At 59.8% G+C, this 17,678-nt stretch carries 20 protein-coding genes; 5 read left to right on the forward strand and 15 right to left on the reverse strand.

What is annotated here, in order from left to right:
* Positions 1-213: 213 nt before the first annotated feature.
* The 4 genes from P3M64_RS04810 to P3M64_RS04825 all read left to right on the forward strand — a co-directional run bounded on the left by P3M64_RS04810 (position 214) and on the right by P3M64_RS04825 (position 2,937).
* Complete coding sequence (locus P3M64_RS04810) at positions 214-717, forward strand: type III secretion system chaperone family protein (RefSeq protein WP_132939722.1); 504 nt, start codon at positions 214-216, stop codon at positions 715-717.
* A gap of 203 nt (positions 718-920) precedes the next feature.
* Positions 921-1,736 (forward strand): pyrroline-5-carboxylate reductase, encoded by an 816-nt coding sequence (gene proC, locus P3M64_RS04815; protein WP_132939721.1) that lies wholly within the window; start codon positions 921-923, stop codon positions 1,734-1,736.
* 213 nt (positions 1,737-1,949) lie between these two features.
* Positions 1,950-2,438, forward strand: coding sequence for a phasin family protein (locus P3M64_RS04820; protein WP_165886374.1), 489 nt, complete (start codon positions 1,950-1,952; stop codon positions 2,436-2,438).
* A 163-nt stretch (positions 2,439-2,601) separates the two neighbouring features.
* Complete coding sequence (locus tag P3M64_RS04825) at positions 2,602-2,937, forward strand: tRNA-binding protein (RefSeq protein ID WP_132939719.1); 336 nt, start codon at positions 2,602-2,604, stop codon at positions 2,935-2,937.
* A gap of 93 nt (positions 2,938-3,030) precedes the next feature.
* On the opposite strand, the gene P3M64_RS04830 is transcribed toward P3M64_RS04825, so the two are convergent.
* From P3M64_RS04830 to P3M64_RS04840, 3 genes are all read right to left on the reverse strand, one after another.
* Entirely contained in the window at positions 3,031-4,350 is a 1,320-nt protein-coding gene (locus P3M64_RS04830; RefSeq protein WP_132939718.1) for an ATP-binding protein, read from the reverse strand.
* Positions 4,351-4,355: 5 nt separating this feature from the next.
* Positions 4,356-5,039 carry a response regulator gene (locus tag P3M64_RS04835; protein ID WP_132939717.1) on the reverse strand — a complete coding sequence of 228 codons (684 nt, stop codon included), beginning with the start codon at positions 5,037-5,039 and terminating at the stop codon, positions 4,356-4,358.
* 195 nt (positions 5,040-5,234) lie between these two features.
* Positions 5,235-5,732, reverse strand: coding sequence for a MarR family winged helix-turn-helix transcriptional regulator (locus tag P3M64_RS04840; protein ID WP_132939716.1), 498 nt, complete (start codon positions 5,730-5,732; stop codon positions 5,235-5,237).
* A 212-nt stretch (positions 5,733-5,944) separates the two neighbouring features.
* Here P3M64_RS04840 and P3M64_RS04845 point away from each other — a divergent pair, with 212 nt between their 5' ends.
* On the forward strand, positions 5,945-6,847 hold the full coding sequence (locus P3M64_RS04845) for a branched-chain amino acid aminotransferase (RefSeq protein WP_132939715.1): 903 nt from the start codon (positions 5,945-5,947) through the stop codon (positions 6,845-6,847).
* Positions 6,848-6,929: 82 nt separating this feature from the next.
* Here P3M64_RS04845 and P3M64_RS04850 read toward each other — a convergent pair whose 3' ends face one another.
* The 12 genes from P3M64_RS04850 to P3M64_RS04905 all read right to left on the reverse strand — a co-directional run bounded on the left by P3M64_RS04850 (position 6,930) and on the right by P3M64_RS04905 (position 17,626).
* On the reverse strand, positions 6,930-7,748 hold the full coding sequence (locus P3M64_RS04850; protein ID WP_207893196.1) for an LOG family protein: 819 nt from the start codon (positions 7,746-7,748) through the stop codon (positions 6,930-6,932).
* 22 nt (positions 7,749-7,770) lie between these two features.
* On the reverse strand, positions 7,771-8,217 hold the full coding sequence (locus tag P3M64_RS04855; RefSeq protein WP_132939714.1) for a molybdenum cofactor biosynthesis protein MoaE: 447 nt from the start codon (positions 8,215-8,217) through the stop codon (positions 7,771-7,773).
* A gap of 4 nt (positions 8,218-8,221) precedes the next feature.
* Complete coding sequence (gene moaD, locus P3M64_RS04860; RefSeq protein ID WP_132939713.1) at positions 8,222-8,473, reverse strand: molybdopterin converting factor subunit 1; 252 nt, start codon at positions 8,471-8,473, stop codon at positions 8,222-8,224.
* Positions 8,470-9,729 carry a molybdopterin molybdotransferase MoeA gene (gene moeA / locus P3M64_RS04865; protein ID WP_132939712.1) on the reverse strand — a complete coding sequence of 420 codons (1,260 nt, stop codon included), beginning with the start codon at positions 9,727-9,729 and terminating at the stop codon, positions 8,470-8,472. The genes moaD and moeA overlap by 4 nt, the downstream gene beginning before the upstream one ends.
* On the reverse strand, positions 9,726-10,247 hold the full coding sequence (gene mobB, locus P3M64_RS04870) for a molybdopterin-guanine dinucleotide biosynthesis protein B (protein ID WP_132939711.1): 522 nt from the start codon (positions 10,245-10,247) through the stop codon (positions 9,726-9,728). The genes moeA and mobB overlap by 4 nt, the downstream gene beginning before the upstream one ends.
* Positions 10,244-10,852: a CDP-diacylglycerol--glycerol-3-phosphate 3-phosphatidyltransferase gene (gene pgsA / locus P3M64_RS04875; protein ID WP_132939710.1), complete on the reverse strand. Its 609-nt coding sequence runs from the start codon at positions 10,850-10,852 to the stop codon at positions 10,244-10,246. The genes mobB and pgsA overlap by 4 nt, the downstream gene beginning before the upstream one ends.
* A 105-nt stretch (positions 10,853-10,957) precedes the next feature.
* On the reverse strand, positions 10,958-12,853 hold the full coding sequence (gene uvrC, locus P3M64_RS04880) for an excinuclease ABC subunit UvrC (protein WP_407702170.1): 1,896 nt from the start codon (positions 12,851-12,853) through the stop codon (positions 10,958-10,960).
* A 411-nt stretch (positions 12,854-13,264) separates the two neighbouring features.
* The gene (gene folB, locus P3M64_RS04885) at positions 13,265-13,684 is read right to left on the reverse strand and encodes a dihydroneopterin aldolase (protein WP_132939709.1); all 420 of its coding nucleotides are present in this window, start codon (positions 13,682-13,684) and stop codon (positions 13,265-13,267) included.
* Between the two features lie 38 nt (positions 13,685-13,722).
* On the reverse strand, positions 13,723-14,496 hold the full coding sequence (locus tag P3M64_RS04890) for an SDR family oxidoreductase (protein WP_132939708.1): 774 nt from the start codon (positions 14,494-14,496) through the stop codon (positions 13,723-13,725).
* Between the two features lie 133 nt (positions 14,497-14,629).
* Positions 14,630-15,613: a calcium/sodium antiporter gene (locus P3M64_RS04895; protein ID WP_132939707.1), complete on the reverse strand. Its 984-nt coding sequence runs from the start codon at positions 15,611-15,613 to the stop codon at positions 14,630-14,632.
* Positions 15,614-15,619: 6 nt separating this feature from the next.
* Positions 15,620-16,138: an RNA pyrophosphohydrolase gene (locus tag P3M64_RS04900; RefSeq protein WP_322111148.1), complete on the reverse strand. Its 519-nt coding sequence runs from the start codon at positions 16,136-16,138 to the stop codon at positions 15,620-15,622.
* A gap of 3 nt (positions 16,139-16,141) precedes the next feature.
* Positions 16,142-17,626 (reverse strand): divergent polysaccharide deacetylase family protein, encoded by a 1,485-nt coding sequence (locus tag P3M64_RS04905; protein ID WP_132939706.1) that lies wholly within the window; start codon positions 17,624-17,626, stop codon positions 16,142-16,144.
* Positions 17,627-17,678: the final 52 nt, after the last annotated feature.

Raw genomic sequence — 17,678 nt, forward strand, 5'->3', positions numbered from 1 at the left:
GGATATCGACGCACCGCCTCTTGCGCCCGTTTTCTTCTTTTGGCACTCTACAGATTGTACGCGATGGGCTTCAATATACCACATATCGGTCTTCATGCCGCATGTCGGTTGTCGAGGCGCTTCGGGAAGCTGACCTAGAGGCCCCAAAACGCGTCAATCGCGACGCGACGGTCAACCGCCCGCGCGGTGGGGCACACAAGGAGGGACGGTCGGATGTCCACCATTCAAACGCAGACCCGTGCGGAAAATTTTAATCCTCTGGATGTCGTCGAACAAATTTTGGACGACTACGCCTGGCCTTTCGATAGGTGCAGCGATCAAGAAATGACGGTTCAGGTGCCCGGACGATGGTGCGACTATTCAATGCATTTCGCCTGGAGCGAAGACGCCAGCGCCATGCATTACACCTGCGCCTTCGACCTGCCGGTACCGAGCGAACGCAAGCCCGCCGTTCATGAGTTGCTTAGCCTGACCAACGAAAAGCTTTGGCTTGGGCATTTTTGCATGTGGGACGACGAAAATTTGCCGATGTTCCGCTACGCCCTGCCGCTGCGCGGGACCCAGGGGCTCGAGACCGGCCAACTCGAAGATTTGGTGGAGACCGCCTTGCTGGAATGCGAACGCTTTTACCCCGCCTTTCAATGGGTCATCTGGGGCGGACGCCCGCCTCATGAGGCGCTGATGGCGGCGATGTTCGAAACCGTCGGCGAAGCGTAAGCGTCCGTCGTCCAAAACGCCAACGCGCCCGACGCGCCAACCCGGCGACCCGCGGGTCCTTATTTCGCGTTTCCCTGATCGCATTATGCATTCCACTGACTTGCTTTGTGCGCCCATAATCTTTATCCCGATCACCCTATGAGGCTGGGGGCGAATTCCACGCTTGCGCCCTCTTTAAGATGTTTTGAGGAGATATTTGGATCATGGCGACACGATTGGTGCTTGCCGGAGGCGGCAAAATGGGCGGCGCGATGCTCAAGGGTTGGCTCGACCGCGGGGTCGCCCCGGACGATATTTACGTTATAGAGCCCAACGAGGAACGCGCCGGAGAAATCGTCCGCCGTCATCGGGTCCACGTTCTCTCCACGGCCGATAATATCCCGCCGGCCCTAACCCCCGACGCCATTGTTCTCGCCGTCAAACCGCAAATGATGGATGACGTCGCCCGGCAATATCGGCGTTTCGTTGGACCGCGCACCGTCTTCTTATCCATCGCCGCCGGGCGAACCTTGGATGGTTTCACGGCCCTATTGGGTGCGGACGCCGCGGTTGTCCGCGCCATGCCCAACACGCCGTGCGCCGTGCGTAAGGGCATTACCGTCGCTTGCGCGGGAGCCAACGTCGGCGCGCCGGCCCAGGCTCTGTGTCAGTCCCTACTTGAGGCGGTGGGCGAAGCGCTTTGGATCGAGGACGAAAGCCTGATGGATGGGGTCACCGCATTGTCGGGCAGTGGCCCGGCCTATGTCTTTCTACTCGTGGAAAGTCTCGCTCGGGCGGGCGTCCACGCCGGACTTCCCGAGGCCCTGGCCGAACGCCTCGCCCGCGCCACCGTCATCGGCGCGGCGGAGCTCCTGGATCAATCGGGCGAAGCGCCGGCGACCTTGCGCCAGAACGTCACCAGCCCCGGAGGAACCACCGCCGAGGCCCTGGCCGTTCTGATGCGCGGGGACGGATGGCAAGACGCCATCGACAGGGCGATCGCAGCGGCGGCGCGACGATCGCGAGAACTGGCGTCCTGACGAAACGCGCCGGCGCACCACAACCTTTTGGTTGTCCATCGCATATTAACAACATCTTTCAGGAGGTTAGCCTGCTCCGAGAGTTGTTTTTGTGCGCTGCACAAAAACAATTGACCAGAAGTCCTGTTATGCTTATAATCCGCGGGTGTGCAACGCAATATCCCTGAAGAACTTTTGAGTTCCGCAAGGCCGATGTATCAGGAGAAGAAGATCATGACGACGACAACGAAAAAGGCCGATCCTTCGGCTTCGTTTGACTATTCATCTTATTTCACTCAGTTCAATCCCACCAAGATCTCCGAGGATTTCATGAATATGGGTAAGAATTTCGCCCTGCCCGGTATCGACATGGAGGCGCTTGCCGCGTATCAGCGCAAGAATTTTGAGGCGCTGACCTCCGCCAACAAGGCCGCGATCGAAGGTGTGCAGGCGATCACCAAACAACAGGCCGAATTCGTCCGCGAGGCGATGGCTACATCGCGTGACCTATTCGAACAGGCCGGCTCGATTTCCTCTCCTCAGGACGCCGCGGCCAAGCAGGCCGAGCTTCTGAAGACCGGCTACGAAAAGGCGCTCAAGGACGTTCGCACCTTAAGCGACACGATCACCAAATCGAGCGGCGAGACCAGCAAAATTCTCAACGCCCGCTTCTCCGAGAGCATGGATGAGGCCCGCGACATGGTGCTCAGCCTGAAGGCCTAACCGAACCTCGAGATCTCTTTCCCCTTGCGACGACCTGTTGCAAACAAACTGAGGCCGCTCTAATTGAGCGGCCTTTTTTTGCCTTGCCCGAAAGCAATGGCGCGGCGAATATTGCCCCCTCTCGACGATAACGCCCCGCACACCCGCGACGAAGGAGATACCGATGAGCGCCAGCTATGATGACTTTACCAAAATCGACATTCGAGTCGGCACCGTCGTTCGCGCAGAAGCGTTTCCCGAGGCCCGCAAGCCGGCAATCAAGCTGTGGGTCGATTTTGGTCCCGAGATCGGCGAAAAGAAGACCTCGGCGCAAATCACCGACCTGTATACGCCGGAAACTCTGATCGGCCGCCAAGTCGCCGGCGTGGTAAACTTTCCGCCGCGCCAGATCGGCCCCTTCATGTCCGAATTTCTCGTCCTCGGCTTCCCCGGCCCCGGCGCCGAAGTGGTCCTGATCGCCCCCGACCAACGCGTTCCCAACGGCGGAAAGTTGCACTGAGTACGCCGAAACGCGTCAAACGTCATATGACGCGCCCCCCACACACCCACCACGCGTCGGGAAAAAGACGCTCGAAGGGTCCAGCTGAACGCCCTAAAGGGGCAAGCGCACCTTAACGCGCAATCCACCCAGAGGAGCATCCGTTAATTCAATGTCCCCGCCTTGAGCGCGCACCACGTCGCGGGCAATGGTCATACCCAAACCGACGCCGCCCGTCACCGGGTTGCGCGAACCGTCCAGACGGAAAAAGGGCTTAAAGACATCTGCTCTTTTGTCCTTGGGAATCCCCGGTCCATCGTCATCAATCACGACTTCGACGCTGTTCTCGCGCACCCCCAGGCGTACCGCCACCGTCCGGCCATAACGCACGGCATTGTCCAAAAGATTGGTTAGGCACCGCGTCAAAGCATTAAGACGCCCCGTGACGACGACCATGCCCTCACTGTGAAAATCAATTCTGCCCCCCTTGCGCCGAGCCTTGGCGACAATGTCGTGCAACATCTCCGACAGTTCGATCTCGGCGGGCTTTTCCCCACCCTCGCCACGGGCAAAGGCGAGATACTCTCCCAACATGTGCTCCATGTCGTCGATATCTTGTTTCAACTCGCCTGCGCCCTCGACATCGCCCATCATCGCCAGTTGCAGCTTCATCCTGGTCAACGGCGTGCGCAGATCATGCGACACCCCGGCCAGCATCTCGGTCCGTTGGGCGATTTGGCGAACAAGGCGATCGCGCATAACAATAAACGCGCTGGCGGCCTGGCGTACTTCGGAGGCGCCCTCGGGCTTGAATTTCGGAGAATCCCGCCCCTTGCCAAAGTCGTCGGCGGCGCGAGCGAGCCTGCGAATCGGGCGCACTTGATTGCGCATGAATATGGTGGCGACGCCGAACAGCAAAAGCGAGGTGCCCACCATCCACAAGACGAAAACGCTCGCCGTCGAACTGAACAACCTTTTGTCGGAGACAATCACACGCAACACGCCGTGGGCGAGTTGAACGTCGATCACCATATGGCGCGCTTCCATATTAGGATAAAAACGGAAGGGTTTACGCACGTACTCGTCCATCGCCAGGATGAGCATCCGTTCCCCCAAATTGTTTCCTTGCGGCACCGTGTTTTCCAGAATTTTTCCCGGCATCATTTTAAGGCGAAAATTAAGGTCCGATGCACGATGAAAAATCCATTGCTGGTGGTGGGCGTCGGGAAATTCACGCATCAAGTCGATCACCACCGCGATATCGGCCGCCACGGTGCGCGCCATTTTCAGCGTCACCTTGCTCCAGTGGGTTTCGAAAAAGATCAACGCCGAAACGACCTGAAGCAACACCAGAGGCGTCACCAAAATCAGCAACGAGCGCCCCAAAAGGCTCTTCGGCAAAACGCGTTTGACAAGGGCGCTGACAGAGGGCATGGCCATCAATCCGGTTTCAGAACATAGCCACGCCCACGCACCGTTTGCAGATAGCGCGGAGCGCGAGGATCGTCCTCGATCTTGCGGCGCAGCCGAGTCACTTGGACATCCACGGCCCGCCCACCCGCATCGGCGGCCGTGTGGACGATCAATTCTTCGCGACCTAAGATGACCCCCGGAGCCTCGGCAAAAACCGTCAACAAGGCCTGTTCCAAGGATGTCAGGTGCACCCGTTTCCCCGCACGCGCCAACACGCCATGTGTGCGATCGAAGGTCGCATCCCCCATGCGAATCGTTTCCGGGGCCGGCGCCGCGGCCGGAACGCGACGCAAGATACTGTTGATTCTCAGCACCAATTCGCGCGGCTCGAACGGTTTTGTCAGGTAATCGTCGGCGCCGCACTCCAGGCCTCGAATGCGTTCTTCCGCCTCGCCCATGGCGGTCAACATCAGCACGGGAACGGTGCTTTTTTGGCGCAGGCTGCGGGCGAAATCGAATCCGTTCTCCCCCGGCATCATCAGATCAAGGATAATGAGATCGAAGGTAAGCCCCTCCAACTTCGCGCGCGCGTCCTGGGCGTCGGGCGCGGTGGCGACGAGGAACCCATTTTCGCTAAGATACTTGCGCAGCAGTTCACGCAAGCGATCATCGTCATCGACCACGAGAATATGGGAAAAATCCTGCGTCATTCTATCCTTGCCGTCATAACTTGCCGTCATAAGGTACGCATGTCGAAGGGTTCCACGCGCCGATCGGCGCACCCAGGCAGACTAGCACAACGGCGCGCGCACGATACCCTCTCTTCGCCGCCCGCCACCCGTCGCGCGCCGGTCGGCCCGCGCGGTCCTCAAGCATGGTCGAAAAAAACAAGGCCGGCTTTAGCGTTATGGGTTTAACGCGAAGCGTTCCCGATCTTCGTCATTGATCATTGCCAGCAGAACCTGTTTGAACCCCACGACGGCGTCCCGCCCCGCCGCCCGGTACGCCCGGCCGACTCGAATCGACTGACAGGCCGTCAACTGGCGTTCCAAGTCTTCGCCCTTGGCGGTTAGGGTCAACATCCGTCGGCGCCGGTCCCCGGCGTCGGTTTCCTGGGCGATAAATCCCTCACGCACCAGTTGGCCCAATACCCGCGACAAACTTTGCTTGGTGATTTTCAAGATATCCAACAGTCGGTTCACCGTAATCTCGGGATTAACCTTGACGAAGTAAATCACCCGATGGTGGGCGCGACCAAATCCGAAACGCGCCAAAAGGGCGTCCGGTTCGGCGGTAAAATCTCGGTAGGCGTAAAACAAAAGTTCAAACGCGCGCCGCATCTCGAACTCGCTCAGATATGCGTCATCGCCCGCGCCTTCGGGGAGGGAACTGTGATGGTTCATGCTTTACCTCTGGCTCTGGCTCTGTCCTTGATTTTGGCCCTGGTGTTCACGCAAATACCCTGCACAACGCCACATCCGACACAAAACCGACAGAAAAATGTGCATATTAAGTCAGTGTTGTTGACATATATGCCAAGAAATGCTAGAAAACGCAAGATCATTCTTGATGGTGTTTTGTTTGGGTAATAATATTACAAGAGGAAGGCGCTCCCATGGCGAGTACATCTTTTGACGATCGCGACGGCCTGATTTGGTACGACGGTAAAATGGTTTCCTGGCGCGACGCCAAGGTGCACGTGCTCACCCACGCGCTGCATTACGCCTCCAGCGTTTTCGAGGGCGAGCGCTCGTATGGCGGAAAAATTTTCAAGCTGGACGAACATACCGACCGCCTAATCACATCGGCGAAAATCCTTGGCTTCGACATCCCCTATAGCGCCCAGGAAATCAACCAAGCCTGCCGCGATATCTGCGCCGCCAATCAGATCGTTGATGGCTACGTGCGCCCGATCGCTTGGCGGGGCAGCGAAATGATGGGGGTGTCGGCGCAGAAAAACACCATTCACCTGGCCATCGCGGCATGGCCGTGGCCCAGCTATTTTTCGCCCGAGGCGCGCGCCAAGGGTATTCGCCTGAAAATGTCACCCTGGCGCAGACCGGCCCCGGACACCGCCCCCGTCCACGCCAAAGCCGCCGGGCTATATATGATCTGCACCCTATCCAAGCATCAGGCCGAGCAAGACGGTTTTCACGACGCCCTGATGCTCGATTATCGTGGCCAGGTCGCCGAAGCCACCGGCGCCAACGTCTTCTTCTTGATGCCCGACGGAAAACTGCATACCCCGACGCCCGACTGCTTCCTGGACGGCATCACCCGACGCACGGTTATCGCCCTGGCCAAGGACGCCGGGATCGAGGTCGTCGAACGCGCCATCCTCCCCGGTGAAATGGCCGATGCGCGCGAAGTTTTTCTGACCGGAACCGCCGCCGAAGTGACGCCGGTCGGCGTTATCGACGACCTGACCTTTACCCCCGGCGAGGTTACCTTCAAGTTAATCGACGCCTACGAAAAGGCCGTCGGCAAGGCGCCGACAAGCGCCGAAGCGGCGGCGTAACGCCTTCCCTGAGACCTCCTCCAAGAAAAACCCCACTCGCAGCGACCGACATCGCCACGGCCCATCGCGGGTGGGGTCCGCGCTATAGCGTGGTGCCGGGATGGGTCATGGCGACCTGCTCCAGGGCCTCGGTGATCGCCGCGAAAGCTTCATCCGTCGTGTTGACGCGGTTGAACTTTTCCAGTTCCCCGGCGGAAATGGTGCCAAACTTCACCATCGCGTCAAAATTGATGATTTCGTTCCAATAATCCGCCCCATAGAGGAACACCGGTAGCGTTTTCCCCATTTTCCCGGTTGTAATCAGGGTCATCAATTCAAAAAATTCATCCATGGTGCCAAACCCACCGGGGAAAATAATGACCGCCTTGGCCGGATAGGCGAACCAGAATTTACGCATGAAGAAATAGTGAAACTGGAAATTCAATTCGCGACTCGTCCACGGATTTCCCGATTGTTCATGAGGAAGCGTGATATTAAGGCCGACGTTCAGCCCCCCGGCTTCCGACGCCCCCCGGTTCGCCGCCTCCATGATCCCCGGCCCGCCTCCGGTGCACACCACGAAACGCCGCTGGCGACCTTTTAGGGATTTCGACCATTGCGTCAGGCGGGACGCCAGTTCGCGGGCCTCTTCGTAATAACGCGACATCGCAAGGTCATGCTGGGCCACATCAAGATCGCCGCCGTGACGTTTGGCCGCCGCCAACGCCGCTTCGGCCTGTTCGTGAGATTTAATTCGGGCCGACCCGAAAAAAACCACCGTGTCGCTAATATTGTACCGTTCGAAACGGTCTTCCGGTTCGAAAAATTCGGCCATGATGCGTAGGGGGCGCGACGCGCTCGACTTCAAGAACTCTTTATTCTCATAAGCTTTGGGGGGATTGTCGAAATCATCCGCCATCATCGCCTCCTCTACGGTTTTGTTTCTATTCCCATTTTTTGGCGGCGGCGGTGTCTTCGACCTTGGCCGCCACCCAGCGGCGTTCCCGCGCGCCTTCTTCGAGCTTCCAAAACGGCGCCTTGGTCTTCAGCCAATCGATCAGAAAATGACAGGCCTCGAAGGCGGCCTCCCGGTGGGCCGACGCCGCCCCGACCAGCACGATCCGATCGCCCGCCCGCAACCGTCCATGGCGATGGATGATCACCGTCGCGTCAAGCGGCCAGCGCGCCAGGGCCTCGGCCTCGATATCGCCAAGCGCCTTTTCGGTCATCGCCGGGTAATGTTCCAGGGTCATCGCCGCAAGCGTGTCGCCGTCGGCAAAATCACGCACCAGACCGACGAAGGTGCAAATTCCCCCAATCGCCGCGTTATTCTCGTGCAACAGGGCGATTTCTCGCCCGACATCGAAATCTTCGCGTTGCACCCGGATCATCGCCTCACCCCCCTGTAACCGGTGGGAAAAAGGCCACCTCGTCGCCATCCGCCACCGGGTGTTCCAGGTCTACATGTTCTAGGTTGACGGCGACGCGCACCTGAGCCGCCTCGGCGAAGGCGGCGTCATAATCCGCCCCGCGCGCCCTCAACCAAGTCACCAGCGCACCCACGGTATCGACACCGTCAGGCAGGGAAACATCCTCCTCGCCCGCGCCGACTTTTTCCCGCAGCCAGGAAAAATAAAGAATCTTCATAACCGCACCTCGCTAAAAGGAATAAACGCCACCCGGTCGCCGTGGGCCACCGGCCCCCGATCTTCTTCCAATTCAACCAGGCCCTCGGCTTTTACCATCGAGGTCAAAACACCCGACCCTTCGGAGGGAAATTTCACCGCGCAGAGCCGCCCATCGCCATCCACGGTCAACCAGGCGCGCAGCCATTCGCGCCGACCGGTTTTCTTTTTATAGGCAAAATCCGCGCGCACCGGGAAGCGCCGTGGCGGCGTTTCCGCCACACGCCCCGCCAAACGCAGAATAACGGCGCGCGCAACACACATGAAGGTCACCATCGACGCCACCGGATTGCCGGGCAGTCCGATAAAGGTTGCGTTCTTAATCCGGCCAAAGGCGATCGGTCGCCCCGGCTTGATCGCTAGGCGCCAAAAATGAAGGCTCCCCAGACGATTAACCGCGCCCTTGACGTGATCCTCGTCGCCGACACTGACCCCCCCCGAGGTCAGGATCACGTCATGATCCACGCTGGCCCGGTCTAGCGCCTGGACGATCGCGTCGGGATCGTCGGGCAGGATGCCCAGATCCGTCACCGCCACGCCTATTTCCGTCAACAACCCCGAAACACTGTAGCGGTTGATGTCGAAAAGGCATCCCTCGGGGGCGTCCCCGCCCGGTTCGCGGACTTCATCGCCGGTCGAAAAGATCGCCGCCTTAAGGCGCGTGTAAACCGGCAGCTCGGCGCACCCCAAGGACGCCGCAAGCCCGACGTCCTGGGGGCGCAAGCGGCGACCCGGGGCGAGCACCGTTTCTCCCCGGCGCACATCCTCGCCCAAATGGCGAAAATTTGCGCCCCGGCGAACACCCGCGGGGAGGATGACGCCGTCCCCATCCTGAATGACGTCTTCCTGCATGAACACCGTATCCAGACCCGCAGGCACCGGCGCGCCGGTGAAAATTCGGTAGGCGGCCCCCTTTTGCACCGCGCCATCCAGAGGATGGCCGGCGGCGATCCGGCCTGCGACCTCAAGACGGGTTTGCCCGTTCGGCGTCAAATCGCCATAGGCCACGGCATAACCATCGACGGCGGAATTATCGAAAGCCGGAACATCGCGCCCGGAGACGACATCGGCGCACAGCACCCGGCCCAGGGCTGCGCCGAGAGCGACCGTTTCGCGCCCGACGACCGGGGCGATCCGCGCCATCAACACGCCAAGACCTTCGGCGTAAGGGATCATCCGCTCGTCGGTGACGAAGCAATCATCTCGCACCACGGTCATGACGCACGGTCCTGCCTACTGCGCTTAAGCCCGAGATGATCGAGAATAAAATCGGCGACGGCGCTAAAATCATTAAGGTCGAGAACCGGCACCGGGGCGTTCGGCAACGCTTCGTCACTGGCCACGGCGACGATGGCCGCGTCGTCAAGGCACTGCAGCGGATTGTCGATCGCTCGGCGGTGGATCTCCAACTTCGGATATTTGTGCTTTTTGAACCCTTCGACCAGGACCAAATCAACCGGCGTCATCTTCGTTAACAGAGTGTCCATGTCCGGCTCGGCGCTTCCCTTTAGTTCATGAAGCACCGCCCAGCGCCGCGATGAGGTCAGCAGCACTTCCTCGGCTCCGGCACGGCGATGCTCAAACGAATCCTTGCCCGGCTGATCGAGATCGAAATCGTGGTGGGTATGCTTCATCGTCGAAACGCGATAACCGCGAGCGATCACTTCGTCCAGAAGCTTAATCATCAACGTCGTCTTGCCGGTGCCGCTGCGCCCGACCAAACCAAACACTTTCATAAGTCGGATTTCTCCTCTTTCTTAACATTCCCCGCCGCGCCGTCCTTGTCCGACATGTGGCGCAGCCCGGCGCGCAGATAGTCATAGCCCGTCATCAAGGTGATCACGGCGGCGATCCAAAGCCCGACCTCTCCGACCCGAGTGGTCGATAGGGGGCCGAAAGCGGGCCCCTCGCCGGCCACGATCAAAAAGCCCAGAGCCAGCATCTGGATTGTCGTTTTCCATTTCGCCAGCAGGCTGACCGGCAGACCCACCTGCGCCTCGGCCAAAAATTCGCGCAACCCCGACACCAAAATCTCGCGGCATAAAATAATCGCGGCGGGCAGCACCGTCACCCCCTTAATGGTGCCGATGCCGATCGCCGCCAACAGCACCGCGGCGACCAGCAGCTTATCGGCGATGGGATCGAGAAAGCGCCCGAAGGCCGACTGCTGGCACCACACCCGGGCGAGATAGCCGTCGAAAAAATCGGTGATGCAGGCATAAGTGTACGCACCGAGCCCCAACCAGGCTCCCCAAGGGCCGCCCAGCAACATAAAGCCAACGACGAATGGGATCGCCAAAAGGCGGGTAAGCGTGAGGATATTGGGTAAATTGAAAGGCATGAGGAAAATCGGCTTTATAAAAAAGGTTCTCGTCCGAAGATGCGCCGTGCGCCACAAACCGTCCGAAGCGCCGACGCGGCACAACGGGCGCGACAGTGTAGCGGGCTATCCGCCTCGATGGAACCAATCATAAATGCGATCGGCGATCGCCGTGCTGATTCCTTCGACCTGAGCCAAATCCTCGCGCCCGGCGTCGGCGACCGCCTTCGCCGCACCGAAATGGTGAAGCAGCGCCTTTTTGCGTTTGGCGCCGATTCCCGGCACGTCGTCGAGAACCGATCGCCCCATGGTTTTCCCCCGTTTGGCGCGATGGACGCCAATGGCGAAACGGTGCGCCTCGTCACGCAAGCGCTGCAAAAAATAAAGCACCGGATCGCGCGGGGGCAAGGAAAAGGGCGCCTTGCCGATCATGAAGATGCGTTCGCGTCCGGCGTTGCGATCCGGCCCCTTGGCGATCCCGACGATCGCGACATCGCCGATCCCCAGATCTTCGAGAACGGCGCGCGCGACGCTCAATTGTCCCGCGCCGCCATCGATCAACACGAGATCCGGCCATTCCCCTCGGCTGCGCGCGGGGTCTTCCTTCCGCGCCCGGACAAAACGCCGCGTCAAGACTTCACGCATCATCGCATAATCGTCCCCCGGGACAATCTTGTCGTCGCGGATGGTAAATTTTCGATAAGCCTTTTTGAGAAACCCCTCGGGCCCGGCGACGATCATTCCACCCACCGCCTGACGTCCGGCGCTGTGCGAATTATCATAGACCTCGATTCGCTCGGGGATGCTGTCGAGGGCGAACACCCGACGCACCCCCTCCAGCAGTTTTTTTTGCGCCGCGCTTTCGCCGACGCGCCGGGCCAACGCCTCGCGGGCGTTGTTCAGGGCGTGCCCTACCAAACGCAAACGATCGCCGCGCCGGGGGCAAATCAGGCGTATCTTACGTCCAGCCTTGACCGACAAGGCGTCGGCCATCACCCCCTGCGACGGCAAAACACAATTGAGCAGCACCAACGGCGGCGGCGGGCGGTCGTCGTAGAACTGGCCGATGAAGGCCTCCAGGACGACGGGCGGCGGATCGTCCGCGGCTTGGGTAGGGTAATATGGTCGATTGCCAAAATTGCGCCCACCGCGAAAAAAGAACACTTGGATGCAATTCAGACCGTCGCTTTGGTGCACGGCGATGACGTCGGCGTCGGTCAAGGTTCCGGGATTGATGTCCTGGCGCGCCTGAATGCGGGTCAATGCCTGAAGCCGATCGCGATATTGCGCCGCCCTTTCGAACGCCAAAGCATCGCTTTCCGCCTGCATGCGTCGCGCCAGATGACGCTGAATATCCTGGCTCCGCCCTCTCAAGAAGCTGCGCGCCTGTTCGACCAGTTCGCCGTACGCAGACGCGGCGATCTTATCGACACACGGCGCCGAGCAGCGTTTAATTTGATACAAAAGGCACGGTCGGGTGCGCGCCGAAAACACGCTATCGGTGCAGGTACGCAACAAGAAGGCGCGTTGCAGGACCTCTAGCGTTTCATTGACCGCCCGGACATCGGCGAAAGGGCCGAAATATTCCCCTTTCGTCGCATGCGCCCCACGGTGTTTCAGCACGCGAGGAAACGGATGATCGGCGCCAACTAAAATCTCGGGAAACGACTTGTCGTCACGCAATAAAATATTGTAGCGCGGTTTTAGCCTTTTAATCAGGTTGGCTTCAAGCAGCAGGGCTTCGGCTTCGGTTTCGGTGGTGACGAACTCCATCGCCTCCGTCTCGTGAACCATGCGCAATATCCGCATCGGCTGACGGTGCGCTTTGGTGTAGTTCGCCACGCGTTTTTTTAGATTTTTCGCCTTTCCCACATACAGCAAGCGCCCGCCCGCGCCGATCATGCGATAGACTCCCGGGCGGTTTTCCAGTGTTTGCAGATAACCCTCGATCACCGCGGCGCCCCCTTCAGCCGGGCGCGCCGGGGGTGGCGAACAGCCCTTATCTTTCGGCTCCTCCGCCACCGCCGCGGAAAACGTGTCGTCGATGTCTTTTTGCTTCTTTTCGTTCACCGGTTACCCCCTTCGGGTAGGCCTGCATACCGCCGGGACAGACCTCATCTCACGTGTCGGGCCACGTGTCGGGAAACAATCCACCGAAACTGTGGATAACATTGTAGATAATACTCGAACGCAACGCCGGACCCTATGAAGGCTTGGGCTTTCAGGTCTTTGCCTAAAAAATAAGCATTTTATTAATGCCTTGATATAAAACAAAAAAACATTAATTTCAGATGCAACCTTTTAGTCACGATTCTGTGAACACCCCCCTTGACACAAATTTGAAATCTTGCCTGTCCTGTGCACAACTTGCGGCGCAAACAAGGCAAACTCCGCGATTGCAAGGGGTTGCGGCATCTCTTACATGGGATGCGTTCATATTTCCGGGTTAAATCGCTCGATCTCGACGCCGACGCTGGCGGCGTCCGCGAAGACATCCAATTTTTCCACCCGCACCCGCGCCGATCGCACCCGCTGATAGGAAAGGCACAGATCCGTGATTTGCGCGCACAAGGTTTCCACCAAATTGATATGACCTTGAGCGACCAAGGCGCGCACCGCGTTGCTCAGGTCCTCGTAGCACAGCACATTGGCGAGATCGTCGTTCAACGGCGCGTCGCCCTCAAGAACCGCCAAATCCAAATTTATGCGTACCCGTTGCGTCCGCGTCCGCTCGTGATCGTACACGCCGATCAAGGCATCGAGAACGAGGTCGCGCACGAAAACATGCCGAACGCCGGCACGGGCGTCGGCGATTTTAGCCGGAGCAATCAATCTCACCGATGGCGCGGTCATAGTCTTCTCCTCATCGCAGGCACGTGCGGGCATGTCCGTCATTCTTGTGGAAGAACCGTATTCGAAGCGGCCCCCCAAGCCAGATGCTGGCCGGCGTCCAAGGCGATCATCTGGCCCGTCATGGATGGCGCGCCAACGATAAAACGCACGGCGTCACAAATTTCTTCGGGATCGACGGCCCGGCCCAGCGGAGTTTCGGCGCACTGGCGGGCGAAGTCCTCCTCGGATTGGCGGGCATTGCGCAAAACCGGCCCCGGCCCGATGGCGTTGACCCGCACCTTCGGCGCCAACGCCAGCGCCAAGGTTTGCGTCAGGGTCCACAACCCCGCCTTACTCAAAGTATAGGTGGTGAAGAACGGCGTCAGAGACCACACACGCTGATCGACAATATTGATGACGTTGGCGGGAATCCGTTCGGGGACTTGGCGGGCGAATTCCTGAGTCAAAACAAAGGGCGCGCGCAGGTTGACCTCCATATGCAGGTCCCAACCGTCCCGATCGGCGCTATCCCAGCTATCGAATTCGAACGCCGACGCGCAGTTGACCAGCAAAGACAACGGGCCGATCGCGCGCGCGATCGCGGGGATCAAGGCCGTGACGTCTTTTTCGACGGCGAGATCGGCCTTAAACGCACCCGCGCGCCCGCCTTGCGCCTCGATGGTTTCAACCAGGGCCCGGGCGGCGTCCTCGGACGTCCCATAGTGCACGGCGAGCGTCCAGCCCCGCGCGGCGAGATCGAGGGCGATCGCCCGACCGATACGATGGGCGGCGCCGGTCACCAATGCAGTGCGATAGGCCGGATTTTGCGTCATCTTTTTTCCATTACCGATGTGTCGCCCTTCTATTACCGATGTGTCGCCGTGAGATCATCATCTCGGCTCGCCGGACCTTACGTCCCCCGGCGGACGAGGCCATGGCGGACAATGCGCCATCTCCACCGGGGTTTCAAGAGCCGGCGAACCACCCGGCGATCTTGTCCGCTCCAATGCCCTGGGCGAAAATGTAAAGCCCGTAGGCGAGAAGGAACAGAAGGCTGATTTTGCGTCCGATGGGACGGCCAAGCATCAGCATGTAGTAAATTGCAAAAGTCGCCGCCAGCATGACCCACAAATCGAAATGCCGCATCTGTTCGGGCACGCCGAGAGGATGGGTAAGCGCCGATATTCCGCCGACCCCCAGCACGTTGAAGATATTCGAACCGATCACGGTGCCCAAGGCGACATCGCCATGGCCCCGCCGCGCCGCCACCAACGCCGTCGCCAGTTCCGGCAAGGAGGTCCCCAGCGCCACCAGCGTCAGGCCGATGACCGCCTCGGAAACGCCCCAGGTGCGGGCAATATCGACGCCGCCATCGACAAGAAGCTTCGAGCCGAACACGACCCCGGACAAACCGACGACCATGAAGCCCCATGCCGCCCAAATGTTGACATCGACGTCGCGATATTCCTCGGCCTCGCGAACATGAAGATGGGCCGCCGCGCTACGCCCTTTCTTCTCGCGCTGATAGGCGTTCCAAAGCGAGCCGATCAACACCGCCACCAAAATGCCGCCCGCCCCGCGCCCGATCGTGGCGCGCCAACTCAACCCGGCGAAAAAAAGCGTCGAGAGCAACATCACCGTGGCGTCCGCGCGCAGCGCCCTGGGATGGACGAGGATGGGCGCGACGATCCCGGTCGCTCCTAAAATCAGGAAAATGTTCGCAATATTGGAACCGACGATGTTGCCCAAGGCGATGGCCCCAAACCCCGACAGCGCCGAGGTCACGCCGACCACCAATTCGGGCGCCGATGTCCCGAAAGCGATCACCGTCATGCCGATCACCAGAGGAGAAATTCCCATGCGCGAGGCCACCGCCACCGTTCCGCGCAGCATGACCTCGGCGCCCCACAATAGACACACCAAACCGATGAACACCTCAAGATAGCTCATCGTCGGTTACCCATTTTCAGAGCTGATATGACCGGGGATATGAGAAAACATGGTTACGATACGGGCGTAAAGCGTACGCTTGAAAGGGACGATAAGGTCGGGAATCCTCGCAAACGAGGTCCATTGCCAGGCGTTGAATTCGGGATGATCGTCGGCGTCGAGAACGATATCCTCGGCACGCCCGGTAAAGCGCAGGGCGAACCATTTTTGTTTTTGACCCAAATAGCGCCCCTTCCAGAGCGTCTTGGAAAGCTCCGCGGGGATGTCGTAATACAGCCACTCGGCGCTTTCGGCGATGATTTCCGCCTTGTCGGTGCCGATTTCCTCTTTCAATTCGCGCATGACGGCATCCTTGGGAGCCTCGCCGCGATCCATTCCCCCTTGCGGCATCTGCCAGGCCTCCGAGGGCGTGTCTATCCTCTTGGCGACAAAAACCTCGCCATAATCGTTAAAAAGGGCGGCCCCGACGCCGCTGCGATACAAGTCCGGATCACGTTCGCTCGGTGTGCTTTTGTTGTTCATCATGCCCTACCGCAATAGCTGTTTATCCGCCAGGGCCGACACCGGCGCCAGCTCCAATTTCTTACTCTTTAGCGTCGTCGCCCAGGCGCTGATCTGGCCGAAGGTTACCGGATAGGCCTGCAACGTCGCCACGGCGACCATGCGCTTGTGCGCGACACCCTCCAGCGCCGTTAACTTAAGGGCGATCGCCACCGCCGAGGGGTCGTCGTCGAGCTTCATATCGACGACCGCCCAAGGCAACCCCATTTGGGCGGCGAGGGCCGGCCCGGCCGAGCCCGCACCGCCGCCATCCACATAAAGCAGGCCCCGGGATTTCAATTCCGCAAATATTGGTTTCAGGACATCTTCGTGGGCGGTAAATCTCGACCCCATGGTTCCGACGACCCCGATATAGCCGCTGGCGCGACTTAGAACATAGTGCAGTTGTTTGATATTTTCCTTAGGGGAATTTTCCGTCAGCAACCCGTGCGGACCGGGATCCTCGACAGGAAACGCCTTGGATTCCATCGGCAGTTCGAGCAAGGTTTCATGCCCCGCCTCACGCGCTTTTTGCGTCCAATAATCAAGCCCCCGCCCGTAGATGGAAAACGCCAATGACACCTGTGGCGGCAAAATGCGGATCGCCGCTTCGGTCGCCGCCCGATCCAACCCCAGGCCGGTTACGATGAGGGCTATTTTTTCTCCCTGTTTGGCCTGATAAGGCCGGGCGTAAACCGCAAGCGACGTCCGCCCGTCGGGTCCGACAACGGGCAAAGCGCCGGCTTCGCCCTGCACCAAAAGAGCCGCGTCCGGAGCCGGCGACAATGCGGTCACAGGGCCGGCATACGAAGGAATGCCCCGATAAGAGGCCGCCGTCACGGGAGGGACGATCATGCCTTTCCCCGGTCCTTGCGGAGAAATCGCCTGAAAGGGACTGTCCGCGCCGGGCGTGGATGTGGATGTGGATGTGGATGTGGATGTGGATGTGGACCCCGTCGAGGCGGGCGCGGGGACCTCCGGCGCCCCTTGCGGCGACGCTTCCAAAACCCGGGCTTTTTCTTCGGCCAAGGCCTGATCCAAATTGATCACCACGCCTCGCCCGTCACGCCCGTTTTGCGGTCCCTCGGGCTGCGGCGTGGACGACGGGTAAAACCAAATCCCACCCCCAAGCAAAGCGAGAACAACCACGCCCGCCGCCGCCAACGCCAAACGGCGCTTTGCGCCACCTCCGCCAAACCAGGCTTTCAGGCGCGCCAAATTTCCCGGTTCCGGCGTATCGTCGATATCTTCATCGAAAAAATCCGGAATGGCGTCATCCACCCGCCCCGCCCCGCGCGCCGAAGGGGGATCTTCCACCCCTTCCGCGTCGCCATCGGTCGCGCGACCCTTGGGCGCGTCGGTTCCGGCGCCCCCAGTTTCGGCCTCGGCGTCAATATCATCGCCATCGAAGACGTCGTCATCCTCTTCGGTCTTCTTTTTTTTCGATGATCCGAACTTAAAGGGAAATTTCACCGCATTCCTCGCTTCGTCCACCGCCGGCGTGGAGGCCTCGCGTCCAGCGACG

The organism is Varunaivibrio sulfuroxidans, from assembly GCF_029318635.1.
GTDB lineage: Bacteria > Pseudomonadota > Alphaproteobacteria > Rhodospirillales > Magnetovibrionaceae > Varunaivibrio > Varunaivibrio sulfuroxidans.